This is a genomic window from Sphaerisporangium sp. NPDC049003, assembly GCF_043197795.1.
In the GTDB taxonomy this organism is placed as follows: Bacteria; Actinomycetota; Actinomycetes; order Streptosporangiales; family Streptosporangiaceae; genus Sphaerisporangium.
Genome location: NZ_JBICTU010000032.1, coordinates 1 through 26,166 on the forward strand (window position 1 = coordinate 1; position 26,166 = coordinate 26,166).

Here is a 26,166-nt window from a genome sequence, read left to right on the forward strand (position 1 = left end):
TTCGTTGCGCTGCGGACATCCGTGCTTCATCGCGCCGTCTGGGTGACGCGACGAGGCGGGAACCGCACGCCAGAGGGCACGCAGCGGCACGAGTCGTCCCCGACGCAACAGCGGACCGCTTGCATCATCCTGACATTCCTCGATACATCATTGCAATAGACGGAAATGCAGATGAAATGAATAAGCAAATGAGGTGCAAGAACTTGCGGCGCTGATCGCGATCGGACCGGTCCAACCGACGCGAGCGGACGCCCGGCACCGGTGGGGACCGCGTCATCGACAACTGGCCCCCGGGCCACCGTGTCCTTCAGCCTGTGACGCCCGCTATGTGACGCCTGATCGGGGTTCGGACCGTGCCCGTTCGGTAAATTGGTGCGGGTGCCGATCGCCCCGGCCGCGACCTCGCGCGCCATGACGTCCTCCGCGACCCGCCTCGCCTGGCTGGACGCGCTGCGGGGCATAGGGGCGATCGCGGTGCTGGCCGAGCACATGCTGCCCTGGGTCATCCCCTCGCTGCGCCCCTACCGGTTCAACGTCGGGCTCTACGGCATCCTGGTGTTCTTCCTGGTCAGCGGATACATCATCCCCGCGTCGCTGGAGCGGCACGGGGACCTCAGGGCCTTCTGGATCAGCCGGGGCTTCCGCCTCTACCCGATCTACCTCGTCACCATCGGGCTGGTGCTCGCCCTGGCCTGGTGGATCCCGGTACGCGGGGCAGTGCCCCGCGATCCGTCCGCGGTGGCCGCCCACGCGACGATGCTGCTGGACGTGATCGGCGTCGGCGGCGTCGTGGACACCATGTGGACGCTGTCGTACGAAATGGTGTTCTACCTGCTGGTGACCGCGCTGTTCGCGGGCCGGGTCCACCAGCGCAGCGGGGTGCTTGCCCTGCTGTTCGGCCTGACGGCGCTGGCCACCGCGCTGTTCCTGCCCGGGGCGCCGCTCGCGGGAGGCTGGCTCGCCTGGGCCTCGGGCGCGGTGCTGGCGGTGGGGCTGACCTGCGTGGTCGCCGACCGGCTCCGTACGGCCGCCGCCTGCGGGATGGGGCTGATGGCGCTGGTCCTGCTGCTGCTGAGCAGCAGGGTCCCCTGGTTCGGTGTGGTCATCGTCGCGGTCATGTTCGCCGGTACGGCGATCTACCGGTGGGAGCGCGGCGCGGGCGCGTTCTGGCCGGTCATCGTGACCGTGGTGCTCGTGGCGATCACCCCGGTGTGGGCGATCCAGGGTGGCTGGTGGTGGATCCAGCCCGATGTCTGGATCACCACGATCGCTCTCGCCGGCGCGACGTTCGCGGGCGCGATGGCCCTGAGGCACCGCAGGGTGCCCCGCTTCCTCACCTGGCTCGGGCTGATCAGCTACTCGCTCTACCTGCTGCACCACCCCCTGCTGAAGTACTACGTCGCGCTGACAGGGGACCTGCGCTGGTCTCCCCTCCACGTGCAGGTGCTCATGGCCTCGCTCTTCGTGGCCGTGGTGCTGCCCGCCAGCTGGCTGACCCACCGGTTCGTCGAGAGGCCCATGCAGCGCGCCGGCCACCGCCTGGCCCGCCGCGACGCCGCGTGACGCGCGGCTCCGGGACGGCGGCGTGCGGACCGCGCGCACGGGTCGAGGCCCGCGGCGCCGCGCCCGTCCCTACGAGGAACTCCGCCCGGCGACGAGGTGGGGGAATGCCGGGTTCGTCAGCATCGTGCGCATCCGTCGCAGCGTCCTGGCGTCGGGTGCCCGTCACGGGCTCGTCCCCCACGCGCGTTCCCCTCGAGGTGTCGTCGCGGGGGACGGCCGGGTGAGCGAGCGCGGCCGGGGCCGGGCGGCATGACCGCCCCCACGGGTACGTGATCGGCCGGACCCGGCCCCGCCCGCCCCGGCGTCAGGACGAGCGCGACTCCTCGGACGCGCGGGACTCCTCCGACGGGTGGGACTCCTCACTCGGCTGGACGACGGCGCCGGGCACGTCCGTCCGGTCGCCGGGGAGCATCCGCCACGCGAGCACGGAGGCGAGGAGCAGGACCGCCGCCTGCAGGTTGAGCAGCCCGAGGGTCGGGATGAAGCTGACGAGCACGCCGGCGAGCAGCATGCCGAGGGCCTGCAGGCCGTCGGACAGGGCCAGGAAGCTGCTCATCACCCTGCCGCGCAGGCCGGCGGGCGTGGCGCGCTGCACCACCGACAGCCAGCCCGCCATGATCCACACTCCCGGCGCCCCCGCCAGGACGAACAATCCGACGTAGACCCACAGCGCGGTCGTCAGCAGCGCCGAGTTCCAGGTGGCCAGGCTGATCAACGCGAAGATCATCAGCCCGTGGCTGACGAACTGGTTCATGTTCAGCTTGCGGGCGATGATCCCGGCCAGCGCGCCGCCGATCAGCCCGCCGACCGCCTGCACGCCGCGCAGCAGGCCCGCCTCCGACTCGCCTCCGCCCAGCAGGTCGGTGACGAACAGCAGGAACAGGATGACGAACATCCCCTGGGCGACGGACATGAGGCTGACGACGATCATGACGGCGCGCAGCCGGCCCGATGCCCAGATCGTGCGCAGGCCCCCCAGGGACTCCCGCCAGAACGCGGTGCCGGGGCCGGGCGGCGGGCCGGCGGCCCGGGTGCCGGAGATCGTCAGGACCAGCATCACGGTCAGGACGAGCGGCGCCACGGCCGCGACCACCACGCCGTTGATCCCGGCCCAGGTGAGCATCACCCCGCCGAGCGGGCTGCCGACCAGGCGTCCGAGGTTGGAGTTGAGGCTGATCGTCGCGTTGGCGGTCACCAGCTGGGCGGGGGCGACCACCGTCGGCAGCAGGGCGTTCTTGACGGACTCGAACATCGCGGTGAGCCCGGCCTCGGCCGCGGCGACCAGGTAGAGGATCCACAGGTGCCGCATGTCCTGGACGAGAAGCAGCGGCAGCAGCAGGACGCCCCGGACGATCGCGAGCCAGGCCAGGAACCGCGCGGGGTTCCACCGGTCGGCGAATATCCCGGCCAGGGGCGTGAGCACGAGGCTCGGCAGCAGCCCGAGCATCGCCACGGTGGAGGTGATCAGCGCCGACCCGGTCAGGCTCAGTGCGTACAGCGGCACCGCGATGAGCAGGCCCCACCGGGTGACCTCGGTGAAGAAGCTGGCCGCCCAGAGCCGGAAGAAGGTCGGCTGACGTAAGGGGTGGGTGAGTGCGGGGGTGCTCATCAGACCGGCTCTCCTGTCGCCTCTAATCCCGGGAAAACGCGCACACCGATATGGGCCGAGCGTCCCTCCTTAAGGCGCGCGCGTATTACGGGACGCGCGGGCGACGCAGCGAACCGAGCGATCCGCGCTCAGACGCGGAGGAAATGCCTACTCCCCCGCCGCTCCCCGGCTAAACTTTTCTCACCCGGCGCATGGGGAATCCGTGGAGCACGTACATGACCCTTTCCACGTCCTGCCGGGGAGCCTCACGCGACTGCCGCCGCCTGGCGCCTATCGCCACGTATCGCTCATGGCCGACATCAGCTCCGCATGCAGCTGTGACAGCTCGTCGCGCGTCAGGTCGATCGTGCCGTCCGCCATGAAAGCGGCGTCGAGCCAGGCCGTGTCCCCCGAAAGGACACCGTGCGGCTGCTCGCGGACGCGCTGAATCCACGGTCGCGATCGGGCCACATTCGAGGGGCCAGGCACCAGAGCATGTGCGGCGACGCGTGGGGAAGTCGCGAGGCTGACTTCCTGGCCGTGTTCCCGCGCGGGGACGCCCCCGAACGGCCTGCCTGGCCTCCGGCGGGATTCATGGATCCCGACGTGAAGTACGAGTACAAGACTCTCCGCCTTTACGCGGAAGCGCCTCCCGCGATGGAGGAAGAATGGTCTGACGTGCTCAACAACGAGGCCAGATGCGGCTGGCGCCTGGTGACCGTCCACGACAGCGTCGCCTTCCTCGAACGCGGTATCACCGACGCCTACTCGGAATCCCCTTCGCGTTTCGCGTGAGCGGCGAATGACCTGACGGTCACGGCCCCTCCGGTCGCCGGACCTTCTGGCGCACCTCCCTCAGGCAGGTCACGGTCGGCGAGGCGGATGGCGGTCCGGGCTCGGAGACGGTCTGCTGGTCGGCCCTGTCACACTCCACGCGCGGCTCCGGTCGGGGGGTGAGCCACACGATCGCCAGGACCACCGCCACCAGCACGACGCCGGCGGCGACCAGCGCCCTCCCCCAGCGGACCGGCGGCCGTACGGAATCGTCGTAGCCGTCCATGGGCGACATCCGCGCGGGCCTCCGTGCGGGCGCGGAGGGGCGGCGGGTGACGGGCGACCGCAGTGGGAAGTCCTCACTTGCCTCGACCGTGAAGCCCTCCTCGTCGCCGAGGAACCGGCGGTAGGCGCCCAGCGACGCCTGGCGGCAGAACCTCAGATCCTCCTGGTCGGGCTCGCCGGCCGCCGCGTCCAGGCAGACGTACCCGTAGATCAACTGCAGCGGGCGGCTGTGCTGGTCGCGCGGGTCGCGCGGGTCGGGAGGGGCGCCCGGTTCCGCGATGTCGGCGGAGGTCACCAGATGGGTGGCGTGCGCGACGGTCAGCCGGCGTCCCCTGCCGGTCTCGACCTCGATCACCGTGGCGCGGTCCTGGTCGGAGTTCGGCACCACCGAGTCGTCCAGCACCCCGTGGCCGTGCTCGGCGATGAGGAAGCCGGGCGCCAGAAGGGTCCGGTACCCCCGGTGGCGGCCCCGTGCGACCAGGAACGGCCAGCCCCGCGCGTAGGAGTCGTCGCCCATGTCAGTGCCCGTCCGAGAAGCGACCGTCCGTGAAACGGCCATCCGAGAAGGGGCCGCCCGTGAAGCGGCCGTCCGTGACATGGCCGTCCGACAGGCGGGAGTGCGGCAGGCGGCCTTCCATCATGTCCACCTTGCGCCGCATGTCGTACAGGACCCGGCGGCGCGCCAGGCGGAGGTTCTCGACGCGCCGCTCGGCCTCGCTCAGCTCCTGGTCCAGGCGGAGCCCCTCGTCGCCGCTCCCGCCCAGCCGGGAGTCCAGGAACAGCCCCAGCATGGTCTCGCCGACGGCCACCGCCGAAGGGCCGAAGGCGGCGAGCAGCGCGCGCCCCGCCATCTGCCCGGCGAACAGGCTCGCGGAGCCCAGCGCCTCCAGAGCGCCCTGGCGGCTCCGCCGGCGCACCTCGGCGCTCAGGGCCAGACGCGCCTCCTGGTTGAGCCGGTTCTCGACCTGGTCGAACATGTCGGGGACCACCGCCGACAGCGGGACGTCCACGTTGGCCGGGTGCGCCGGGGCCCGGGACACCTTGACGATCTCACCCCGCGAGTCGATCCTGGCGAAACCCGGGCCCACCGCGCTCACCGGGATCAGCCGGACCACCCTGTTGGCGCTGTGCAGGTTCACCAGCGACCGGAACAGGTCGTTGGAGGTCAGCAGGTTGTGCACGATGCTCAGCCGCGTGCTCTCGTCGGGATGCAGGTCCATCAGCAGGTCCCATTTGGTGATGATGAAGCTGATCGGCGCCGTCGCCTCGATCATCACCGGCAGCAGGGCGTTGAGCGTCCGCTCCAGGTGCGTCGAGCCCTCGGGGTGCCCGTCGATCTGCTGCTTGATCCGGTGCCCGTCGAGCACGCCGATCAGCGCGTCCGCCGCGTCGATCTGGGCGAACAGCTCCTTCTGCTTGGTGGAGCCCGCGTCCTGGATCTCGGTGAGGAGCTCGCCGGCGTACTCCAGGTACTTCAGATGCAAGATGGTGAGCGCCGTGCCGGCCATGGGGGTCTTCACGGTGAAGGTGAACTGCCGGGTCTCCCCCTTGGCCGTCCCGCGGGGCCAGTCGCCCGAGCCCGCCGTGTCGACCATCTGGGCGTACCACTGGTTCAGCAGCAGCACGTCGTCGTGCGACGCGGTGAGGTAGTAGCACTGGCCCGCGGGCGCCTTGAGCCGCTGGTACATGCTCGCGAGGAGCAGTGTCTTGCCCGAACCCTGCAGGCCGAGCGCCACCACCTGGAACGTCGGGGCCTTCTCGTCCACCGTCAGCGGACGCCCGGTCCTCCTCTCGCGCAGCCACCGGCCGAGCAGGACGAGGAAGACGGCCAGAACGATCATCACAAGGAGGACATCCACCACGCTTCCCCATCCCTCGCATGCCACGCGGGAGCACGCAGGCACGTCGCGGTCGCTCCCGTCCGCCTCGATCTTTCGCCGTGGGCGGGGGACGGCGCATGAGTAGGCCCCTACTCAAACGTGGACCGGGGGAACCGGCTAAGGGTCCCCCTCCGGGACGCCCAGGTCGGTGAGGATGTCCAGGGCGCGCCGCCACAGCCTCCTGGCCTGCTCGTGGTGGCCGAGGTCGCGGTGCGCGCACGCCACCGCCTGAAGGGCGTTGCTGTGCAGGGTACGGGCGTAGGTGCGGTGGGCGCGGGTGCGCAGGTGGCGGTCCAGGATCGCCGACAGGTGCAGGGCGTGGGCGGGCCAGCCGTGCCTGGCGGCGTGGACCACGGTGGCGAGCAGGTTGGCCAGCTCGGCGTCCAGCCACTCCACCGCGCGTGCCTGGTCGTGCGGCGTGGGCCCGGCCGGGTCCGGGACGGGCTGACGGCGGCCGGGCTCGCGGGGATGGGCCAGGCCCATCGCGGCCGAGGCGGTGTGGATGTAGTGGTCGAACAGCCGGGTCAGGGCGGTGCGCCGGTCGGCGTCGGTGTCCTCGTCGGCCAGCGTGGCGGTGGCGTGCGCGCGCAGCAGGTCGTGGAAGCAGTACCGGCCCGGCACCGGCTCCTGGAGCAGGTGGGCGTCGACGAGGTCGTCCAGGAGCCTGCTCGCGTGCTGGGGGGTGGTTCCGGCCAGGGCCGCGGCGGCGTGGCGCTCGATGTCGGGCCCCGGATGCAGGCCGAGCAGCCGGTACATGCCCTGCCGGCCGGGGCTGAGGTGGTGGTACGACAGGTCCATGGTGGCGGTGACGCTGAGCCGCCCGACTTCGAGCTCGCCGAGCCGGTGCTGGTGGTCGCGCAGCCGGCCGGCCAGGTGCGCGGGCGTCCAGCCGGGCCGGCCACGCAGTCGGGCGGCCGCGATGCGGATCGCCAGCGGCAGCCGGCCGCACAGCTCGACGATCTCGGTGAGCAGCGCGGGCGGCTGCCCGGCCACGCGCTGCTCGCCGGCGCTGCGGGTGAACAGGGCGAGCGCGTCGCCACGCGGCAGGACGTCCAGGGAGAGCGGCCTGACGTCCTCCAGCCCGGTCAGGCGCCTCCGGCTGGTCACCATCGTCAGGCAGCCGGGCGCGCCGGGAAGCAGGGGACGTACCTGGGCCTCCTCGGCGGCGTTGTCCAGCAGGATCAGCACGCGCTTGCCCGCCAGCCGCGACCGGTACAGGGCGGCGCGGGCGTCGAGGTCGTGGGGGATCTGCTCGCCCGGCACGCCGAGGGAGCGCAGCAGCTGTTCCAGGGCGTCGGCCGGGTAGACCGGCGACACCCCCTGCGTGAACCCGTGCAGGTCGACGAACACCTGCCCGTCGGCGAACCCCTCGGCGAGCCGGTGCGCGGCGTGCACGGCGAGCGTGGTCTTCCCGACCCCGGCCATGCCGTCGACGGCGCAGATCACGGGCGCGCCGGGCCGGTCCGCCAGGTGGACGAGCGCGCGCAGGCGCGCCAGCTCGGCCGCCCTGCCCGTGAAGCTCGGGATGTCGCGGGGAAGCTGCCGGGGCACCGCGGGCGGTCCGGGCCGGGCGTCCGCCACGCCGTCCCGGACGGCCGGTGGGGCGAGGTCGGCGTGGCCGGTCAGGATCTGGCGGTGCAGCCGCTGCAACGGCGGGCTCGGCTCGACCCCGAGCTCCCGCACCAGGTGCCTGCGCAGGTCGGCGTAGGCCCGCAGCGCCTCGGCCTGGCGGCCCGAGCGGTACAGGGCGAGCATCCACTGCGCCCGCAGCCGCTCCCGGAGCGGCTGCTCGGCCACCAGCGCCCCCAGCTCGGCGAGCAGGTCGCCGTGGTGGCCGAGCGCGAGCTGGGAGTCGATCCAGGTCTCCTGCGCGGCGGCCTTGCGCTCCTCCAGCCGGATCAGCTCCGCCCCCAGCCGGGGGTCCAGCGCGACGTCCTCGAACGGCCGGCCGCGCCACAGCCCGAGCGCCCCCCGCAGCCGTTCCGCCGCGAGCACCGGCCGCCCGTCGGCGAGGGCCCGCTGTCCCTGGTCGACAAGCTCCTCGAAGGTCAGCAGGTCGAGGTCGGCCGGGGAGAGCCGCATCTGGTAGCCGCCGGGCACGGTGGACAGCAGCGGGGCCTCCGCCGGGTCGGTGAGCCCGAGCACCCGCCTGAGCGCGGACACGTAGGTGCGCAGCGCGACCGCCGCCGTACGGGGTGGCCTCTGCGGCCACAGCGCGTCGACCAGACGGTCGACGTGCACGGGCCGGTTGACGTTCAGCAACAGGACCGCCAGCAGCGCACGCTGCTTGGCCGCGCCGAGCCGGACCAGCTTGTGGCTGCCGGAGCGGGCCTCAAGCGTGCCGAGGACACGAAACCGCATGGCCCGGCACTATCACACGGAGTTCACCTGTCGACGCGGCCGGGGTCGTCCTGTTCTTCGGCGTCATCTATTCGCCTCTCCCGCAATGGGGGATTCGGCCTTCCGGCCCCATGACGAATGGCGGCGACGGAGGCGCGCGGAACGCGTTCCCCGGGTCATCGTCCGGCAGATCGCGATCGGTTCCCAGGTCATCGTTCGACACATCGCCCCGCGTTTCCCCGTATTTCATCCCATCTCACATGGGTTGAGGGTGTTCTCGGATCCTGAGACGTTTTCGCGGTGCCGACCGGGCCGAGGGGGCGGTACGGCGGAGCGGCAGGTGAAAGGCCCCGTGGAAGCCGCCACCTCCCCGGCCGGGCCGATCGCGCACCGGTCCCTCGCCCACGTGCTGGTCGCCCTGGTCTCACCATCTGAAATGCGTGCACTCCTCATGTCAAGCGGCGACCTTACCCGGGCTTGACAGTCAGGCCGCATTGTCAATGCGACTCCGTTCCATACGTGGTCAACGAGCACCGAGCGTGGGGCCGATAAGGGGTCCACGCGGAGCCGGCCGAGGAGGATCGCCCGTGAACGCGCGACCGCCGAACAGAAACCCCGTTTCGGGACCGGCCATTTCGCCGTCCGGGCTTTCCGCCCCATCGAATCGCGTGTCGGACGACACAGAAGAGAGAGTGCGCGTGTCCGAATTGTTCAGCCTCGACGAATGCGAGCGTCTGACGGCGAAAGACGTTCACGATCTGTACCGGAAACACGTCAGCCGCAGCCAGGTCTCGCTCATGACGTCGCTCGGCTTCGGCAGGGAGCTCGTCGAGCGCGCCGAGGGAGCCTGGATCTGGACCCGCGGAGGCCGGCGGATCCTCGACTTCACCGGCGGCGTGGGCGTGCTCAACCACGGGCACAACCACCCGCGCATCCTGGCCGCCCGCAAGCGCTTCCAGGACGAGCGGCGGATGGAGGTGCACAAGACCTACTTCTCGCCGTACGTGGCGGCGCTCGGCCACAACCTCGCCCAGTTGCTGCCCGGCGACCTCAACATGTCGTTCTTCCCCAACTCGGGCGCCGAGGCGGTCGAGGGCGCGGTCAAACTCGCCTACAAGTACCACGGGGGGCGCAGGCGGACGATCCTGCGCGCCGACATCGGCTTCCACGGGAAGCTGCTGGGCTCCGGCAGCCTCACGGGCACGCAGGAGCGCTTCCGCTTCCCCGGGATCCCCGGAGTGGTCTCCTTCCCCTACGGCGACCTCGGCGCCGTGCGCGCCGCGACGGCCTCGGCGCGCACGCGCGACGGCGGCTGCGACGTGTACGCGATCATCGTCGAGCCGTTCAGCGCCTCGACCATGCGCTCCTGCTCCGAGGAGTTCCTCCGCGGGCTGCGGGAGCTCTGCGACGCCCACGGCATCGTGCTGATCTTCGACGAGATCTACACGGGATGGGGCAAGACCGGCAGCCTCTTCTACTTCATGCGCTATCCCGGCCTGGTCCCGGACGTCCTCACCACCTCCAAGTCGTTCGGCGGCGGCAAGTCCTCGATCTCCGCGTACGTCGCGAGGGAACCGGTCTTCCGCAAGGCCTACGACAACCTCGCCGACTCCCTCGTGCACAGCACCAGCACGACGTACTACGGGTTCGGCGAGGAGACCGCCACCGCGATCGAGGCGCTCAACATCGTCGTCGAGGACGACTACCCGAAACGGGCGCGCGAGATCGAGCGGGTCCTCGCGCCGGGCCTGGAACGGATCCGCAAGGAGCACCCGGACACGGTGGCCGCCGTACGGGGCTCGGGCGCGCTGTACGGGATCTTCCTGGACGGCGGGCCGAGGATCCTCGACCTGGCCGCGAAGCTCGCCCCCGGAGGCCTCCTCAGGGACCCGCGCATCCGCGTCAAGTTCGTCACCTGCTCGGTCATCGACGCCCTGTACCGCGACCACGGCGTCTACACCTACTACACGCTGAACGGCGACAACCCGCTGGTGGCCGCGCCCCCGCTGGTCGCCGAGCCCGCGGACGCCGAGTACTTCCTCGACGGCCTCGACAAGACGCTGGCCCAGGGCCTCCCCCGGCTGCTGACCAGGTTCGTACGGGAGAAGGTGGCGCCGCGATGGCCGTCCGGGTCGTAGTCACAGGCAGCTCCGGCATGCTGGGGGGCAACCTGGTCCAGCGCCTGGCGGGCGCGGGGTACGACGTGCTGGGAGTGGACCTGCGCGCCCGTCCCGGCCAGTGCCCGCAGGCCCGCTACGCCACCGGGGACGTCCGCGACACCGCGCTGATGACCGAGCTGGTGACCGGGGCGGACGCCGTGGTGCACTGCGCCGCCGCGCTGCCGAGCTACTCCCCCGACGAGATCCGCGACGTGATCGCCGGTGGCACCCGGAGCGTGCTGCGGGCCGGTCACCGCGCGTCCGTGCCGCGCGTCGTACACATCTCCTCCACGGCCGTTTACGGCCTGCCGGAGCTGGTGCCCACGCCGGAGGACCATCCCCGGGAGCCGGTCGACCCCTACGGCCGGGCCAAGGCGGCGGCGGAGGAGGTGGCGGAGAAGTTCAGGGCCGAGGGGATGTGCGTGCCGATCCTGCGCCCCAAGACCTTCCTCGGGCCGGGACGCATGGGCCTGTTCGCGATGCTCTTCGAATGGGCCGAGGAGGGGCGCGACTTCCCCATGCTCGGCCGGGGCGACGTGCGCATCCAGATGCTGGCCATCGACGACCTCGTGGACGCGGTCGTCCGGACGCTGGAGGCGCCAGCGGAGGTGGCAGGCGACACCTTCAACATCGCCGCGGCGGCGTTCGCCACCCTGCGCGAGGACTTCCAGGCGGTGCTCGACGCGGCCGGCCACGGCGGACGGGTGGTGTCCCTCCCGGCCAGGCCCACCCTCGCCGTCCTGCGGCTCCTCGGAAGGACGCGGCTGTCCCCGGTGTACGAACGGCTCCTGTACAAGCTGCTCGCGGACTCCTACGTCAGCATCGACAAGGCCCGCGAGCGGCTGGGCTTCGAGCCGAGGCTCTCCAACCAGGACGCGATCCTGCGCACCTACGCCTGGTGGCGCGAGAACGCGGAGCCGGCCGCGCGCGGCGGGCGGACCAGCCGCGACGCCTGGCGGCAGGGCGCGCTGTCGCTCGCGAAGGTCTTCTTCTGATCCCGGCCGGAGGTGCATATGCGTGTCATCGACCCTCCCGGCCCCCCGGGGATGGCCCAGAGGCCGGAACCTCCCGCGGGCGAGACGGCGGGCGGGCGGCCGGGGACGCTCGCGAGCCTGGTCACCCTGATAAGGCCGCTGCACGCGGCCAAGAGCCTCCTGCTCGTCCCCATCGCGCTCGCCGACGCCGGGGTCTGGACCCTCACGGCGCTCGGCGAGGTGGGGTGGGCCGTCGCCGGGTTCGTCCTGGCCGGCGCCTGCGTGTACGTCGGTAACGACATCGCGGACCGGCACCGCGACCGCGAGCATCCCACCAAGCGCCACCGGCCCATCGCCGCGGGGCACGTCTCGGTACGGGCCGGCTACCTCTACTGCACCGCACTGCTCGCCCTGGTCGGCGTGCTGGTCGTCTTCGGGCCGGGCAGGCCGTACTGGCCCCTGCTGGCCTACCTGGTGCTCAACGTGGCCTACAGCCGCTCGCTGAAGCACATCCCCCTCGTCGACGTGTGCGCCGTCGCCCTCGGCTTCGCGCTGCGCGTCGTCCAGGGGTCGGTGGCGATCGGGGAACGGATCTCCGGCTGGCTGCTGGTCACGGTGTTCTCGGTGTCGCTGCTGCTGGTCATCGGCAAACGGCGCCAGGAACTGCTGGACACCGGGCCGGCCCATCGCCCCGCGCTGCGCGGGTACTCGGTCGAGCTGGCCAACCAGTTGCTCCAGCTCACCTGCGTGCTGGGGGTGGTCTCCTGGCTGATCTACCTGAGCACCGAGGCGCCCCTTGGACCCTACGGCCAGGCGGCGATGCTGCTGTCGACGCCCTTCGCCCTCTTCGCCCTGTTCCGCTATCTGCAGGTCGTGCTCGTCCACGGCGGCGGCGGCGATCCGGTGCGGGCGCTGCTGCGCGACCGCGGGCTGGCCGCCACGGGCCTGGCGCTGGCGGCCTTGCTCGGCGCGACGCTCGTCCTCGCCCGCCATCCGGCGCTGGCCGAGGCGATCCTCCGATGAATCCCGGCAACGCTGAACCCCGGCAACGCGAAAGGCGGCAGTCGTGCCCCGGTCGTCCCCCCTGGTGTCGGTCATCGTCCCCGCCCACAATTCGGAGAAGACGCTGCGCGCCTGCCTCACGGCGGCGCTGGCGCAGACCTACGGCGCCGTCGAGGTGGTGGTCGTCGACGACGCCAGCACCGACCGGTCGCGGGTGATCGCGGGAGAGTTCCCGTGCACGCTGGTCCGGCACCCGTACAACCGCGGGGTGTCGGCGGCCCGCAACGCCGGGGTGGCCTCCAGCCGCGGCGAGATCCTCTTCTTCCTCGACTCCGACGTCGGCCTGGCCCCCGACGCGGTGGAGAGCGCCGTGCGGCTGCTGCGTGAGGACCCCGGCTGCGGGTGCGTGTACGGCGTCTACGCCAAGGAGCCGCTCGTCGACGACGGCCCCGTGGAGACCTACCGGACGCTGCACCTGCACCACGCCCTCAGCCGGGCGGCGGGCCTGACGGCGACCGCCGTCTTCGCCCTCGCGGCCGTACCGCGTGCGGTGTTCGAGGAGGTGGGGCCGTTCGACGACAACCTGCGCTGCGCCGAGGACGACGAGTACAGCGAACGCCTGCTGAAGCGCCACCGCATCCGGCTCACCGGCGAGGTCACCGGCCGCCACGACGAGGCGGACCGGCTGCTGCCCCTGCTCGCCGAGCAGTACGAACGCGCGCAGCTGCTCCGGTTCTCCGCACGGAACCGGCTGCGGCGCGACGCCCTGGTGGTCAACCGCGTGAGCGGGGTCCTGGCCGCCGCGCTCACCATGGCCGCGCTCCCGCTTGGCCTGGTGTGGGCGCCCGCGCTCCCGGTGCCGGCGGTGTTCCTCGCGCTGTTCGCGGTGTCCGACCCGTCGCTGTCGCGCTTCGTCCTGCGGGAGAGGGGGCCGGGGTTCCTGGCCTTCTTCACCACCGTGCACTTCCTCGCCCACGCGGCGCTGGTCTGCGGGGCCGCCGTGGGATGGGCGCGGGCCGCCGTCGACTCCTCCTTCGGTCCCTCCCATCGCGCCGCCGCCCGCCGGCGCCCGGTCGATCCATCGAAAGGCTGGTGAACCATGGCCTCCGCGCCGCTCGTCTCGGTCATCGTCCCCAACTACAACTACGGGAACGTGCTCGCGCAGTGCCTCAGGGCCGTCAAGGCGCAGACGTACTCCCCGCTGGAGATCATCTACGTCGACGACTGCAGCACCGACGACTCCGTACAGGTCGCCCGGTCGCTCGGGGTGCGGGTGCTCAGCACGCCGCGCAACAGCGGGGTGAGCGTCGCGCGGAACCTCGGCGCGGACCACGCGCGGGGTGAGGTGCTGTTCTTCCTCGACTCCGACGTGGGGCTCGCCCCCGACGCGGTGGCCGAGGCCGTGGCGCTGCTCCGGTCCGATCCCCGGATCGGCGCGGTCTGCGGCAACTACGAGCCCGTCCCGCTGAACCGCGACAGTCTGGTCAAGGAGTACCGCACCCTGTACCGCCACTACTGGTACCGGGTCGCCGAGGGCCCGATCAAGGGGTTCCTGCCCGTCGCGATCATCGCCATACCCGCCGCCGTGTGGGCGGAGGTCGGGCCGTGGAACCCCGAGCTCCTGCAGACCGAGGGCGCCGACGTGGGCGAGCGGCTCACCGACCGGTACGAGGTGCGGCTCACCTCGGCCGTGCGCGGCCGCCACGACGACGACGCCACGGTGCGCGTCGCCCTGCGGAAGGTCTTCACCCGCACCCGCCTGCACGTGCCGTTCTTCCTTCAACGCCAGTACGCCCCGGGCGTGGTCGGCTCGCCGGAGTCGGCGGCGAGCCTGGCCGCCGCGCTGACGGTGGCGACCCTGCCCGTCCCGCTGCTGACCGGGGCCGCGTGGACGGCGGCGCTGCCGGTGCTGATGTTCGCCACCTGCCTGGCCATCGACCGGCGGATGTACCGGTTCGTGTTCGCCGGCCGGAAGGCGGGCTTCGGGCTGTTCTTCGTGGGCATGCACTTCCTGGTCAACCTGACCATCGCGGCCGGGGCCGGCGTCGGGATCCTGCAGTGGCTGACGTCGCGGTCGTTCCGCCGCCTGTACGCCAAGGCGCCCGCGTGACGGCCGTGCGCCGCACCACCCGGCACAGGGTGCTCGCGGGGCTGCGCGTGGCCGCCTACGTGCTGGTGCTGGGGTTCCTCGGCTACCAGGTGTGGCGGGTGCGCCATGGCCTCGGCGAGAGCCTGCGGCTGGTGGGCTGGGGTAACGCCCTGCTGGCCGCGGCGCTGGCGGCGGTCGGCGGGGTGCCCGGCTTCCTCGGCTGGCGGATGCTGCTGGCCGGGCTCGGCACCCGCCTGTCCCTGCCGGTCGCGGTGCGGGTCTTCTTCCTGGCCGGGCTCACCCGCTACCTGCCCGGCGGCGTGTGGCCGGCGGTGGCGCACGCGGCGCAGGCCCGGCCGCTCGGCGAGCCCCCTGCCCGGCTTGCCGGAGCGTTCGTGGCCAGCCAGGGGCTCGCGGTGGTCGCGGGGCTCGCGGCCGGGCTCGTCGCCCTGCCGTGGCTCGTGGCCTCCGGCCCGGTCTGGTGGGTGCTCCTGCCGATGCTGGCCGCCGCGCTCGTGCCGCTGGCCGCTCCCCGGCTACTGGGGACGCTGCTCGGCCTCGCCCAGCGGGTCCTGCGCCGTGGCGAGCGGACCCTCGTCCTGCCCCGGCGGCGCACCCTGCTCGCGGTCACCGGGCTGATGGCGGCAGGCTGGCTGATCAGCGGCCTGCACGTGACGGTGCTCGCGGTCGCGCTCGGCGCGCCCCTGTCCGGGGCCCTGACCGTGGGGGTCGGCGGCTTCGCGCTGTCCACCGTGGCCGGGATCCTCACCCTGGTCATGCCCTCCGGCCTCGGGGTGCGCGAGGCCGTGCTCGGGCTCACGGTCGCCACCCTGCTCACCGGGCCCGGCCTGGTCACGCTCGTGGCCCTGAGCCGGGTGCTGATCACCGTGGGCGACGTCGCGTCCACGGCCGCCGTCCTCGGACTGCTGGCCTGGGCGGGCCGTCGCCGCCCCTCCCCCCTCTCCGACCAGCGCGCAGAAGGAGCCTCCCCGTCATGACCTCCCACAGCGGCCCCGTACCGCTCACCCCGCGCCGCGGGCAGACCCGCCACCTCGTACGGCAGCTTCCCTCCGGGCCGGTGACCGGCGCCGTGCTGAAGGCGCTGGCGGCGCTGCCCTTCGCCGACCTGCCGCTCGCGTGGCTGGAGCGGCATCCGGCGATGCACGGCATGGTGCTGTCCGCCTTCGGCATGCGCCGGCCGATCTTCCTCGACCACCCGGTGCGCCCGGAGCCGAGGTTCGGCTACGGCAAGCCGGACCATCCCGAGATCGCGGCCATGCTCGACGCCGGCCGTGAGCGCTACGCGGACCGGCTGGCCCGGTTCCTCGCGTTCGCCCCCGACCTCGCCGCGATCCCCGTGCGCGACCGCCCGAACGGCAGCACGCCGTACTGGGACAACGGATGGCTGCCGCCGCTGGACGCTCTCGCGCTCTACGGCTTCCTCGCCGAGACGGGCCCCCGGCGGTACGTCGAGATCGGTTCGGGGAACTCCACCAAGTTCGCCCGCCGCGCCATCGAGGACCACGGCCTTCGCACACACGTCACCTCGATCGACCCGGCGCCGCGCGCGAACATCGACGCGCTGTGCGACGCGGTGATCCGCAGCCCGCTGGAGCACGTGGACCCCGGGGTGTTCGCCGATCTCGGCGCCGGTGACATCGTCTTCCTCGACGGGTCGCACCGGGTCTTCATGGGCTCGGACGTGACGGTGTTCTTCTTCGAGATCCTCCCGCTCCTGCGGCCGGGCGTGCTGGTGCAGTTGCACGACATCCTGCTGCCCAGCGACTATCCGCCCGAGTGGCGCTGGCGGCACTACTCCGAGCAGTATCTGCTCGCGGCCTTCCTGCTGGCCGACCCGGCCCGGTTCGACGTGGAGCTGCCCAACGCGTTCGTCCACGGGGACGAGCGCCTGCGCGGCCTGGTGGAGCCCCTGTGGCACCGCGTGGCGCTCACCGAGCACTACCTTCCCGCGTCGTTCTGGCTGCGCGTCCGGGACCGGGCCACGGCATGAGCGTGCCGCGCCGGGCCGGCGGGGCGGCGCTCGGGATCCTTTCGCTGTGGCTGGTCCTCACCCTGGCCAACTGGCTCACCGGCCGGTTCTGGTGGTGGGGCGGCGCGGTCCCGCTGGTGCTGTTCTTCGCCGCGCCGCTCGTGGTGCTCGGGTCGGTGGCGATGCTCCTGCTGGCCCGCGCGCGGCTGTCCCTCCTGGAACGGGTGCTGGTCGGCCTGGCGGCTGCGGAGGTGGCGCTGGTCGTCCTGCGCCGGCTGTTCAGCGGCCGGTCCTGGGTGTGGGTCATCCCCGACCTGATGGTGCCGCCGCTGCTGTACGCGCTGCTGCCGGCGGCGCTGCTGGCCGCCGTCGCGGTGCTTGCGCTGTGCCGCGTCCAGGTGGCCAGGCCGGCCCGATGGTGGACGGTGCTGCTCACCTCGGCCGCGCTCGTCCTCGGCCTGGACCAGGCCGGGCTTCGGGAGCCGTGGGGCGGGGGCGCGGACGGGCCCGCGCCCCCGGGCGCGCTGCGCGTGGTCTCCTGGGACACCTTCTGCTGGGACACCACCGACGACCCCGTCCGCTTCCTCCGCTACCTGAGGAAGTGGAGGGCCGACGTCTACCTGCTCCAGGAGCACTCGGGGTGCGGACCCGGGGCGCCGGTGACGATCGACGACGGGGAACGGCTGCGCCGCGAGTTCCCCGGCCGTCATTTCGCGACCGCCGACGGCCTCCTCACGATCTCGCGGTTTCCCATCGTGAGGGAAACCCCGCTGGGGACGAATCCGAACCCGCTGGCGAGAAACTGGAAACGCGCCGCACTGCGCACCGATCTGCACGTCGGCGAGCACATTCTCTCGGTCTACAACGTGCATTTCTACGACATGCTCTATCTGAGCTCCAGCCCGCTGACCCGCGATTTCTACCGTTCGATCGAACTGCTTGACTCCGCGCGGGCGACCCAGCTCCAGGAGCTCGTCACCGACGTCGCCGGCAACGCCAACCCCGTGCTGGCCTCGGGGAACTTCAACCTGCTGCCCGGCATGGGATACACGCGCCGCCTCGGCCACCTGCGGGACGCGGCGCGCGCCGGCGGACCGCTCTATCCGGCGACGCTCACGTTCTCCGGCCTGCGGTTGTGGCGGATGGACTGGACCTTCACCTCGCGCGACGTCGCCGTCCACCGGTACGCCCTGCGCTCCCCCGAAGGCCTGTCGAGCCACCACCTTCAGGACCTGGTCGTGTCCCCGGCCGCGAACGAGAACGCCGCCCCGTCAACGCCCCCGAACGCCGATCCGAAGGTGAGGTAAACCATGGAAACGCGCCCTCCGCTGGTCACCGTCATCGTGCCGAACTACAACCACGCGCGATTCCTGCCCCTGTGCCTGAAGGCCGTTCAGGAACAGACGTACCCGTGTGTGGAAATCGTGATGGTGGACGACCACAGCACCGACGAATCGGTGACGATCGCGGAGTCCTTGGGTGTCGACGTCGTACGAACCCCGGTCAACAGCGGTCCCGCCGTCGCCAGGAACACCGGCGCAGGGTGGGCGAGCGGCGAAATACTGTTCTTCGTGGACTCCGACGTGGCGCTGGCCCCCGACGCGGTCGCCACCGGGGTGGCGCTGCTGCTGGCCGATCCCGGCCTCGGGGCGGCCTGCGGCATCGAGGACCCCGAGCCGCTGATCCGGTCCACCCGGGTCGAGGACTACCGCTCGCTCCAGCACCACTACTGGTCGATCGGCTCGGAGGGCGAGGTGTCCTTCCTGTGGTCGGCGATGTTCGCCATCCGGGCCGAGGTGTTCGCCGAGACCGGGCCGTTCAACCCGCTGCTGAAGCACACCGAGGAGGTCGACTACGGCCACCGGCTCAGCCGGCGTCACACCGTGCTCATCACCTCGGCCATCCACGGCCGCATGGGCCACGACCGCGAGCTCCCGGCCCTGCTGCGCAAGCTCTTCCACCGGGGCCGCTCCCGCGTTCCCCTGTACGCGAGCAGGCGCGGGTTCGCGCGGGGGTACGAGACGGCCTCACGGGCCTGGGCCTCGGTGGCGGCGCTGCTGGCCGTCGTCACCCTGCCGCTGCCCCTGGTGCTCGGCCCCGTGGCGGCGGCCGTGCCCGCGCTGCTGGTGGCCGCCTCGCTGGCGTGCGACGCGGGGATGTACAGGTTCGTGTTCTCCAGGCGGTGTCCGGTGTTCGGCCTGTTCTTCGTCGGCGTGCACTTCCTGGTGAACCTCGTCATCATCGGCGGCGTGGCGGCCGGCGCCCTGCAGTGGCTGGCGTCGGGCAGGTTCCGCAGGCTGTACGAAACGCCGGCGCCGGCCGCCCTCGGGACCCGGGGCTGAGCACGGTGGAGCCCGGCGTGGAAGGCGCCCCCCGGTGGCGGACGCGGCTGGTCGCCGGGCTCACGGTGGCGTGGCTGCTGTTCGTCGTGCTGCAGCGCCTGCTGTCCGGCCGGTTCTGGCTGTGGCTGCTGCCCGATCTGGCGCCCCCGCTGGTCTATGTCGCCGGTCCGCTCCTGCTACTGGCCCTGGCGCCGCTGGCGGGCCGGTCCCGGCGGTGGTGCTCCGCTCTGGCCGCCGTCTCCCTCGCCGTCGGCGCCGGCCAGAGCGGGCTCGCCCTCGGCGCGCTGCGGGGCTCGGGCGAGCCCGCCGCCCCGGCGGGAGCGGTGCGCGTGATGTCGTGGAACACCGAGTACTGGGACCAGGACGACCGGCCGGAGCGCTTCTACGGTTTCCTGAAGGCCCAGCGGGCCGACGTCTACCTTCTCCAGGAGTATTTGCACTGGACTGATGACACTCCCCAGGAGGTCGACGATCTGGCCCGGCTACGGCGGGAGTTTCCCGGTTACCAGATCGCGGCCGTAGGCGAACTGGTAACGCTGTCGCGCTTTCCCATCGTGGCGGCCCCGCCCGTGGGACCCGCCAGGACGCTCGGGCCCCGGCCGACGTGGGACTCGGCGTTCCAGCAGGCCAAAGTGCTACGCACCGACCTGCGGGTCGGCACGTCCGTGATCTCGTTCTACAACGTGCACATTCCCACGCAGTACATGCTGGACGAGAATCCCCTGACATCGAGGTTCTACTCGGAGTTGCGCGGCAGGAACGCCGCTCGCAAGGCGCAGTTCCACGGTCTCGCGGCCGACGTGGACGCCAACGGGAACGCGATCGTGGTGTCCGGCGATTTCAACACCACGGGCGCCATGGGAGATCTCCGGTGGCTGTCCGGCCGGCTTTCCGGCACCGATGACGCCCGCCATCTCTACCCGGCCTCGTGGCCCGCCTCCGGCCCCGCGCTGTGGCGGCTCGACTGGACCTTCACCTCCTCGGCGCGGGTCCACGGCTACCGCCTCCTCGACCCCCAGGGCCTCTCCGACCACCGCGCGCAGGCGATGCTGCTCTCCGTCGCCGGCGACGATGCTCGCAAGAACCGAATGGCATCGAGCAACTAACGACGCTCATAACGAGCCGACGAACCTGTGATGTCGCAGGCGAGGGCGCGTGCGGTCCCACACCTCGGGTGTCTCATCCAACCATTCCGGGCCGACACTATCGGACATAGCACAATATATCCGTCATATACCCATGAAACGTCTCCTCATGGTGGACAAAGCGGGGGACTTGACACCCAGCACATCCGATGTAACCATCGCAAAAAATTGCAGCGCTATGAAAATAGATTCGAGTAACTCGAATGCAAAGTGGCCGGAAGTCGTCCAGTGTCGACAAGGCGTTTGAACTCATCCAGGCCGTGTCCGAAACGGGCAGAGCCGGCATCACGCTGGGCGAGCTCGCTCGCCACGCGGGCGTCGCCGTCAGCACCGCGCACCGGTACGTCACCTCGCTGCTCGAACTCGGCGTGCTCGACCGGGACGCGGCGGGCTCGTACCACCTCGGCGTCACCCTGGTGACGCTCGCCGGGCAGTACCTGGAGGAGGACGGCCTGCGTGCGGCGGCGCGCCCGTACCTGGTCGCGCTGGTCGAGCTCAGTGGCGAGACGGTCCACCTCGGCATCCTCGCGGGGAACCGGATCGTGTACATCGACAAGGTCGAGAGCGCCAAGTCGGTGCGTCTCGTCTCGCGCATCGGCAGCCGTGTCCCCCTGCACTGCACGGCGATGGGCAAGGCCGTGCTCGCGCCGCTGGACGAGCGGCGCCGCGCGGAGATCGTCGCAGGACGCCTCGACCGCCGCACGCCGCGCACCCTCACCGGCGCCGCGCTGCTGGCCGAGCTCGACGTCGTACGTGAGCGGGGGTTCGCGATCGACGACGAGGAGAACGAGGAGGGGGTCCGCTGCGTCGGGCTGCCCATCATGAACGCCTCCGGCCAGCCGGTGGCGGCGTTCAGCGTCTCGGCGCCGGCCAACCGCTTCAGCGTCGAGGACTGCCATCGCCTGGCGCCGGCCGCGCTCGCGATGGCGGCCGAGATCAGCCGCAGGATCGGCTACGTGGCGAACCGGAACGGGGCCTCCCCCGCCCTCAGGCATCAGGCGCCAGAGGCAGGTCCGGCATCGTTCGCCGAGGCCAGGGACCCCTGACCGCCCCGGTCCCGAAGCGGGCACCGAGCAGCACCCGACCGAGAAGCCGATCCACCCGAGGAGTGAAACGGATGTCCTCCGCCATATCGCCAGACGGTCACGTCATCGTCGTCCGCAATCCCGGCACGGGCGAGCCCCTCGGGGAGGTGGAGGCCATGGACGCGGAGCGCGTGGCATCGGTGGCCGACGCCGCGCTAGAGGGCCAGCGCGCCATGGCCGCCATGCCCGCCCACCAGCGGGCCGACCTGCTCCGCGAGGTGGCCCGCCTGATGGAGGACGAGGCCGAGAGCCTGGCCGTGCTGCTCGCCGGGGAGAACGGCAAGCCCCTGCCCCAGACCCGCGGCGAGGTCGAGGCCGCGATCCGGATCTTCCGGGGCTACGCCGGGGAGGCCACGAGGCTCTTCGGCCGGCAGATCCCGCTGGACGCCGTGCCTGGCCTGGAGCGCCACCTCGCCGTCACGATGCGCGAGCCGCTCGGCGTCGTCGCGGCGCTCGTCCCGTTCAACTACCCGGTCGAGCTGTACGCCCACAAGGCCGCCGCCGCGCTGGCGGCGGGCAACGCCGTCGTCGTGCAGCCGCCGTCGCGCTGCCCGCTCGCCCTGCTGCGGGTCGCCGGACTCGTCGAGCTCGCGGGCGCGCCCCGCCACGCGCACCAGATCGTCACCGGCGGCGTGGAGGTCTCCCGGGCGCTGGCCGAGTCACCGGGAATCGCCGCGGTCAGCCTCACCGGGAGCACGGCGGCCGGCCGCGAGATCGCGCGCCTCGGGTCGGCGACGCTGAAGAAGGTGTTCCTGGAGCTCGGCGGGAACGACGCGCTGATCGTGTGCGACGACGCCGACGTGGAGGCCGCCGCCCAGGCCGTGGTGCTCGGGCGCCTGGCGCGCGGCAACGGGCAGATCTGCTGCGCGGTCAAGCGGGTGTACGTGCAGGACGGGATCCACGACGCCTTCGTGGAGTCGCTGCTCGGCCAGACCGCGAAGCTGACCGTGGGCGATCAGCTGCTGGAGTCGACCGACGTCGGCCCGCTGATCGCCGAGGAGGCCGCGGAGCGCGTCGAGGCGGCCGTCGGAAGGCTCGTGCGGGACGGCGCCCGGCTGGTCGCGGGGGGCGGCAGGCGCGCGGCGTTCGTCGACCCGGCCGTGCTCGTGGACGTCCCGGTGAGCAGCGATGCCTTCGCCGAGGAGATCTTCGGCCCGGTGGCGCCGGTGGCCCGCTTCACCGACCCGCTGGACGCCGTGCGGATGGCCAACGAGTCCCCGTACGGCCTGCACGCCGCGGTCTTCACGCGGGACGTGTCGCGGGCGTTCACCCTCGCACGGCTGCTGGACGTCGGCGGAGTGGTGATCAACGGCTCCACCGCCCTGCGCGCCGAGAACCTCCCCTTCGGCGGCACCAAGGACACCGGGGGCTACCGCGAGGGCCTGCACGAGACCGTCCTGGACTTCACCCGGCAGAAGACGATGGTGCTGATGGGGGCCTTCGGATGATCCTGGAACTCCGGGGCGTGCGCAAGGACTACGGCGGCGTGCGGGTGCTCCACGGGGTGGACCTCGCCGGCCGGCGCGGCGAGGTGCTCGCCGTGGTGGGCGCGAACGGGGCCGGCAAGTCCACGCTGATAAGGATCCTCGCCGGAGCGCAGCCCATGAGCCAGGGCGAGATGTGGATGGACGGCGAGCGCTTCGAGCTGCGCTCGCCGCACGACGCCCACGCGCGGGGCATCCGCACGGTCTACCAGGAGCTGACGCTGGTGCCCCAGCTGTCGGTCACCGAGAACCTGCTGATGGGGAACTTCCCGCGCCGCCGCTCCGGGCTCATCGACTGGCCCGCCGCGCACGCGCGGGCACAGGAGCTGCTGGACGGCATCGGTTTCGGCGCGATCGACCCGCGTACGGCCGCGGGGCGCCTGTCGGTGGCCCGGCAGCAGATGGTCGAGATCGCCAAGGCCCTGGTGGACGAGCCGCGCGTGCTGGTGCTGGACGAGCCGTCCGCGGTGCTGGCCGGCACCGACCTCGCGGCGCTGTTCGCGCTGATCCGCCGGCTGCGGGAGCGCGGCGTGCTCATCGTCTACGTGTCCCACCGGCTCGCCGAGGTGCTGGAGCTGGCCACCTCGATCGTGGTGATCAAGGACGGCCTGGTGATCGGCACCACCGAACCCGGGCGCACCAGCGAGGGCGAGCTGATCGGCATGATGGCCGGCCGCCGCCTGGAGCAGATCTACCCCGACCGGCGGGCGGAGCGTGGCGAGGCGGCGCTCACCGTGTCGCGGCTCGGCCGGGCAGGGGAGTTCGAGGACATCTCGTTCACGCTGCACACCGGGGAGATCGTTGGGCTTTTCGGCCTGGTGGGCTCGGGCCGCAGCGAGCTGGCCCGGTGCCTGTTCGGCGCCGGGCGCGCGACCTCGGGCCAGGTGCGCGCCGCGGACGGCTCCGGCGACTTCCGCACGCCTGGCGAGGCCATCGCGGCCGGGCTGGCGCTGGTCACCGAGGACCGCAAGGGCAGTGGCCTGGTGCTCGGCATGAGCGTCTCAGACAACATCATGCTCACGACGCTGCGGGCCACCACGCGCGGCCCGCTGATCGACGTGGCGCTGCGGCGGCGGAAGGTCACGGAGATGATCGATCGGCTGGACATCCAGCCGCCGAGGTGCGCCTCCATGCCCGCCGTGAACCTCAGCGGCGGCAACCAGCAGAAGGCCGTCCTGGCCAAGTGGCTGCTGGCCGGGCCCCGCGTGCTGATCCTGGACGAGCCGACCCGCGGCGTGGACATGGCCACCCGGGTCGAGATCTACCGCATGATCGACGGCCTCGCCCGCGAGGGCCTCAGCGTCCTGCTCATCTCCTCCGACCTCACCGAGGTCCTGGGCGCCACCGACCGGGTCCTCGTGATGAACCAGGGCCGCATCAGCGGCGAGGCCCGTTCGGACACGGCCACCGAGGACGAGGTCCTCACCTACGCGATCGGAAGGGCGGCATGACCGACCAGCTCGCCGGGCACGCCCCCGCCACCACCGGCAGGAGGCCGCCCCGGCTCGTCGTGGGCGGCCGTGACGTCACCGTGCAGGCCGCCTTCGTCGCGCTCATCGTGCTGATGGCCGGGACGGCGGCGCTCACCTCCGACACGTTCCTGACCCCGGCCAACCTCACCAACCTGCTCAAGCAGATGGTCACCACGGGCCTGCTCGCGTTCGGCATGCTCGTGGTCATCCTCACCGGCGGCATCGACCTGTCGGTGGGGTCGGTGGTGGCCTTCTCCGGCATCGTCACCGCGGGGCTGGTCTCCGGGCTCCCCATCCCGCTCGCCATGGCCGTGGGCGTGGCCTCCGGCGTGGGCTTCGGGCTGGTCAACGGCACGCTGGTCGCGCGCTTCGGGCTCGCGCCTTTCGTGGTGACGCTGGCCGCGCTGACGACCATACGGGGCCTGGCGTTCGTGTACTCCGAGGTGCCGATCGCCCCGGACGACCCGGCGTTCTTCACGCTCGGCTCGGCCATGGCCGGCCCGATCCCGCTGAGCACGCTGATCATGCTCGTGGTCTTCCTGGCCGGCGGGGTCTTCCTGACGCGCACCCCGGCGGGCCGTTCGATCGTCGCCATCGGCGGCAACGCGGAGACCGTGCGGCTCGCCGGCATCAACGTGCGCCGCCACGTGATCCTCGCCTACACCATCAGCGGCGCCTGCGCCGGCCTGGCGGGCGTCATCCTGAGCAGCCGGGTCGGCATCGCCCAGCCGAGCGTGGGCGTGGCGTTCGAGCTCGACGCGATCGCCGCGTGCGTGATCGGCGGCGCGAGCCTGGCGGGCGGGCGCGGGTCCACGCGGGCCACCTTCGGCGGGGTGCTGGTGCTCGTCCTGATCAACAACCTGCTCAACCTCTACGGCGTGCAGAGCTTCTGGCAGCAGGTGCTCAAAGGATTGATCATCATCGCCGTGATCCTCGTCCAGCGCACCAATCGGGTGCGTTCCTGACACCTCACACCATCGGAGGTTCCCGCATGTACATGAAGAGGCTGTGCGGCGTGCTGGTCACCGGCGTCCTCGCCGCCGGCCTGGCCGCCTGCTCGTCCGAGCCGGGCAAGCCAGGCGCGGCCACCGGCGACGGGCGGTACACGATCGGCGTCGCCAACTTCCTGCTGAGCGGCCCCTACTTCAGCGGCATGGACAAGGCGATCGCCGCCCAGGCCAAGAAGAAGGGCAACGTCGAGGTCATCAGCACCGACGCCAACGGCGACGCGGCCAAGCTCGCGTCCAACGTGGAGGACCTGCTGAGCAAGAACGTCGACGCCGTCATCATCTCCGGCGGCCCGCTGGAGTCCGCGCCGGCGGCGCTGAACGCCATCAAGGCGGCCGGCAAGCCGGTGGTCCTGGTGGACCGCAAGTTCCAGACCGGCGAGTACACGAGCTGGATCGGCCCCGACAACGAGGCGATCGGCAGGCAGGACGGCGAGTTCATCGCCGGGAAGCTCCCCGGCGGAGGCAAGGTCGCCATCATCAAGGGCGGGCCCGCCGACAACAGCATCGGCCTCGCCCGTACCAACGGGGTCAAGTCGGTCCTGCGGGGCAAGCCGTCGATCACCCTCGTCGAGGCCCCCGACTTCGGCAACTGGGGATCGGACGGCGGGCTGTCGGTGATGGAGAGCCTGCTGGCCACCAACGCCGACGTCGACGCGGTGTTCTGCGAGAACGACGCGATGTGCCTCGGCGCCCAGCGCGCCATCGCCGACGCCGGGAAGTCCAAGCAGGTCATCATCGCCGGCGTCGACGGGCAGGCCGAGGCGCTCAAGGCGATCCTGGACGGCACCAACTACGCCGTCACGGGCCTCAACGACGCCGACATCATCGGCGGAAAGGGCCTGGACCGGGCGGTGGAGATCCTGAGCGGCGCCACCGTGGAGAAGGACACGGTGGTCCCCTCCCCCATGGTCACCAAGGAGAACGCGGCACAGTACTACGACCCCAACGGCGCCTTCTGAGGGAGGTTTTCGAACTCCACGCCCC

At 71.9% G+C, this 26,166-nt stretch carries 21 protein-coding genes; 17 read left to right on the forward strand and 4 right to left on the reverse strand.

What is annotated here, in order from left to right:
- Positions 1–378: 378 nt before the first annotated feature.
- On the forward strand, positions 379–1,563 hold the full coding sequence (locus ACGFIV_RS29800) for an acyltransferase (protein WP_358562300.1): 1,185 nt from the start codon (positions 379–381) through the stop codon (positions 1,561–1,563).
- Between the two features lie 304 nt (positions 1,564–1,867).
- Here ACGFIV_RS29800 and ACGFIV_RS29805 read toward each other — a convergent pair whose 3' ends face one another.
- Complete coding sequence (locus ACGFIV_RS29805) at positions 1,868–3,172, reverse strand: MFS transporter (RefSeq protein ID WP_392838282.1); 1,305 nt, start codon at positions 3,170–3,172, stop codon at positions 1,868–1,870.
- 402 nt (positions 3,173–3,574) lie between these two features.
- Here ACGFIV_RS29805 and ACGFIV_RS29810 point away from each other — a divergent pair, with 402 nt between their 5' ends.
- On the forward strand, positions 3,575–3,946 hold the full coding sequence (locus ACGFIV_RS29810; RefSeq protein ID WP_358558882.1) for a DUF4177 domain-containing protein: 372 nt from the start codon (positions 3,575–3,577) through the stop codon (positions 3,944–3,946).
- A gap of 19 nt (positions 3,947–3,965) precedes the next feature.
- On the opposite strand, the gene ACGFIV_RS29815 is transcribed toward ACGFIV_RS29810, so the two are convergent.
- The 3 genes from ACGFIV_RS29815 to ACGFIV_RS29825 form a co-directional block, all read right to left on the reverse strand.
- A complete protein-coding gene (locus ACGFIV_RS29815; protein WP_392838283.1) occupies positions 3,966–4,727 on the reverse strand; it encodes a hypothetical protein in 762 nt (253 codons plus the stop codon).
- A gap of 1 nt (position 4,728) precedes the next feature.
- Positions 4,729–6,051: a hypothetical protein gene (locus ACGFIV_RS29820; protein ID WP_392838284.1), complete on the reverse strand. Its 1,323-nt coding sequence runs from the start codon at positions 6,049–6,051 to the stop codon at positions 4,729–4,731.
- A 156-nt stretch (positions 6,052–6,207) separates the two neighbouring features.
- The gene (locus ACGFIV_RS29825; protein WP_358558887.1) at positions 6,208–8,451 is read right to left on the reverse strand and encodes a BTAD domain-containing putative transcriptional regulator; all 2,244 of its coding nucleotides are present in this window, start codon (positions 8,449–8,451) and stop codon (positions 6,208–6,210) included.
- 677 nt (positions 8,452–9,128) lie between these two features.
- On the opposite strand from ACGFIV_RS29825, the gene ACGFIV_RS29830 reads away from it, so the two are divergent.
- The 15 genes from ACGFIV_RS29830 to ACGFIV_RS29900 all read left to right on the forward strand — a co-directional run bounded on the left by ACGFIV_RS29830 (position 9,129) and on the right by ACGFIV_RS29900 (position 26,141).
- A complete protein-coding gene (locus ACGFIV_RS29830) occupies positions 9,129–10,568 on the forward strand; it encodes an aspartate aminotransferase family protein (protein ID WP_392838285.1) in 1,440 nt (479 codons plus the stop codon).
- Positions 10,550–11,584, forward strand: coding sequence for an NAD-dependent epimerase/dehydratase family protein (locus tag ACGFIV_RS29835; RefSeq protein ID WP_358558891.1), 1,035 nt, complete (start codon positions 10,550–10,552; stop codon positions 11,582–11,584). The genes ACGFIV_RS29830 and ACGFIV_RS29835 overlap by 19 nt, the downstream gene beginning before the upstream one ends.
- Before the next feature lie 18 nt (positions 11,585–11,602).
- Entirely contained in the window at positions 11,603–12,586 is a 984-nt protein-coding gene (locus tag ACGFIV_RS29840; protein ID WP_392838286.1) for a UbiA prenyltransferase family protein, read from the forward strand.
- A 43-nt stretch (positions 12,587–12,629) separates the two neighbouring features.
- Complete coding sequence (locus ACGFIV_RS29845; protein ID WP_392838287.1) at positions 12,630–13,661, forward strand: glycosyltransferase family 2 protein; 1,032 nt, start codon at positions 12,630–12,632, stop codon at positions 13,659–13,661.
- 3 nt (positions 13,662–13,664) lie between these two features.
- Positions 13,665–14,675, forward strand: coding sequence for a glycosyltransferase (locus tag ACGFIV_RS29850; protein WP_358558898.1), 1,011 nt, complete (start codon positions 13,665–13,667; stop codon positions 14,673–14,675).
- Positions 14,672–15,652 (forward strand): hypothetical protein, encoded by a 981-nt coding sequence (locus ACGFIV_RS29855; protein WP_358558900.1) that lies wholly within the window; start codon positions 14,672–14,674, stop codon positions 15,650–15,652. Before ACGFIV_RS29850 ends, ACGFIV_RS29855 begins: the two co-directional genes overlap by 4 nt.
- Complete coding sequence (locus ACGFIV_RS29860) at positions 15,649–16,665, forward strand: class I SAM-dependent methyltransferase (protein WP_358558902.1); 1,017 nt, start codon at positions 15,649–15,651, stop codon at positions 16,663–16,665. Before ACGFIV_RS29855 ends, ACGFIV_RS29860 begins: the two co-directional genes overlap by 4 nt.
- Entirely contained in the window at positions 16,662–17,951 is a 1,290-nt protein-coding gene (locus tag ACGFIV_RS29865; protein WP_392838288.1) for an endonuclease/exonuclease/phosphatase family protein, read from the forward strand. The genes ACGFIV_RS29860 and ACGFIV_RS29865 overlap by 4 nt, the downstream gene beginning before the upstream one ends.
- 3 nt (positions 17,952–17,954) lie before the next feature.
- Positions 17,955–18,986, forward strand: coding sequence for a glycosyltransferase family 2 protein (locus ACGFIV_RS29870; protein ID WP_392838289.1), 1,032 nt, complete (start codon positions 17,955–17,957; stop codon positions 18,984–18,986).
- 17 nt (positions 18,987–19,003) lie between these two features.
- Positions 19,004–20,092 carry an endonuclease/exonuclease/phosphatase family protein gene (locus ACGFIV_RS29875; RefSeq protein WP_358561706.1) on the forward strand — a complete coding sequence of 363 codons (1,089 nt, stop codon included), beginning with the start codon at positions 19,004–19,006 and terminating at the stop codon, positions 20,090–20,092.
- A 242-nt stretch (positions 20,093–20,334) separates the two neighbouring features.
- Entirely contained in the window at positions 20,335–21,177 is an 843-nt protein-coding gene (locus ACGFIV_RS29880; RefSeq protein WP_392838290.1) for an IclR family transcriptional regulator, read from the forward strand.
- Between the two features lie 71 nt (positions 21,178–21,248).
- Positions 21,249–22,664, forward strand: a complete 1,416-nt coding sequence (locus tag ACGFIV_RS29885) for an aldehyde dehydrogenase family protein (protein ID WP_392838291.1) — start codon at positions 21,249–21,251, stop codon at positions 22,662–22,664.
- Positions 22,661–24,151 carry a sugar ABC transporter ATP-binding protein gene (locus ACGFIV_RS29890; RefSeq protein WP_392838292.1) on the forward strand — a complete coding sequence of 497 codons (1,491 nt, stop codon included), beginning with the start codon at positions 22,661–22,663 and terminating at the stop codon, positions 24,149–24,151. The genes ACGFIV_RS29885 and ACGFIV_RS29890 overlap by 4 nt, the downstream gene beginning before the upstream one ends.
- Positions 24,148–25,137: an ABC transporter permease gene (locus tag ACGFIV_RS29895; protein WP_358560117.1), complete on the forward strand. Its 990-nt coding sequence runs from the start codon at positions 24,148–24,150 to the stop codon at positions 25,135–25,137. The genes ACGFIV_RS29890 and ACGFIV_RS29895 overlap by 4 nt, the downstream gene beginning before the upstream one ends.
- A 26-nt stretch (positions 25,138–25,163) precedes the next feature.
- Positions 25,164–26,141: a substrate-binding domain-containing protein gene (locus tag ACGFIV_RS29900; RefSeq protein WP_392838293.1), complete on the forward strand. Its 978-nt coding sequence runs from the start codon at positions 25,164–25,166 to the stop codon at positions 26,139–26,141.
- Positions 26,142–26,166 lie beyond the last annotated feature (25 nt).

Coding starts and splice junctions, on each gene's coding strand:
- ACGFIV_RS29805 (WP_392838282.1), bottom strand. CDS start 3,172: ATGAGCACCCCCGCACTCACCCACCCCTTACGTCAGCCGACCTTCTTC.
- ACGFIV_RS29815 (WP_392838283.1), bottom strand. CDS start 4,727: ATGGGCGACGACTCCTACGCGCGGGGCTGGCCGTTCCTGGTCGCACGG.
- ACGFIV_RS29820 (WP_392838284.1), bottom strand. CDS start 6,051: ATGATCGTTCTGGCCGTCTTCCTCGTCCTGCTCGGCCGGTGGCTGCGC.
- ACGFIV_RS29825 (WP_358558887.1), bottom strand. CDS start 8,451: ATGCGGTTTCGTGTCCTCGGCACGCTTGAGGCCCGCTCCGGCAGCCAC.
- ACGFIV_RS29835 (WP_358558891.1), top strand. CDS start 10,550: ATGGCCGTCCGGGTCGTAGTCACAGGCAGCTCCGGCATGCTGGGGGGC.
- ACGFIV_RS29840 (WP_392838286.1), top strand. CDS start 11,603: ATGCGTGTCATCGACCCTCCCGGCCCCCCGGGGATGGCCCAGAGGCCG.
- ACGFIV_RS29850 (WP_358558898.1), top strand. CDS start 13,665: ATGGCCTCCGCGCCGCTCGTCTCGGTCATCGTCCCCAACTACAACTAC.
- ACGFIV_RS29860 (WP_358558902.1), top strand. CDS start 15,649: ATGACCTCCCACAGCGGCCCCGTACCGCTCACCCCGCGCCGCGGGCAG.
- ACGFIV_RS29865 (WP_392838288.1), top strand. CDS start 16,662: ATGAGCGTGCCGCGCCGGGCCGGCGGGGCGGCGCTCGGGATCCTTTCG.
- ACGFIV_RS29870 (WP_392838289.1), top strand. CDS start 17,955: ATGGAAACGCGCCCTCCGCTGGTCACCGTCATCGTGCCGAACTACAAC.
- ACGFIV_RS29880 (WP_392838290.1), top strand. CDS start 20,335: ATGCAAAGTGGCCGGAAGTCGTCCAGTGTCGACAAGGCGTTTGAACTC.
- ACGFIV_RS29885 (WP_392838291.1), top strand. CDS start 21,249: ATGTCCTCCGCCATATCGCCAGACGGTCACGTCATCGTCGTCCGCAAT.
- ACGFIV_RS29890 (WP_392838292.1), top strand. CDS start 22,661: ATGATCCTGGAACTCCGGGGCGTGCGCAAGGACTACGGCGGCGTGCGG.
- ACGFIV_RS29895 (WP_358560117.1), top strand. CDS start 24,148: ATGACCGACCAGCTCGCCGGGCACGCCCCCGCCACCACCGGCAGGAGG.
- ACGFIV_RS29900 (WP_392838293.1), top strand. CDS start 25,164: ATGTACATGAAGAGGCTGTGCGGCGTGCTGGTCACCGGCGTCCTCGCC.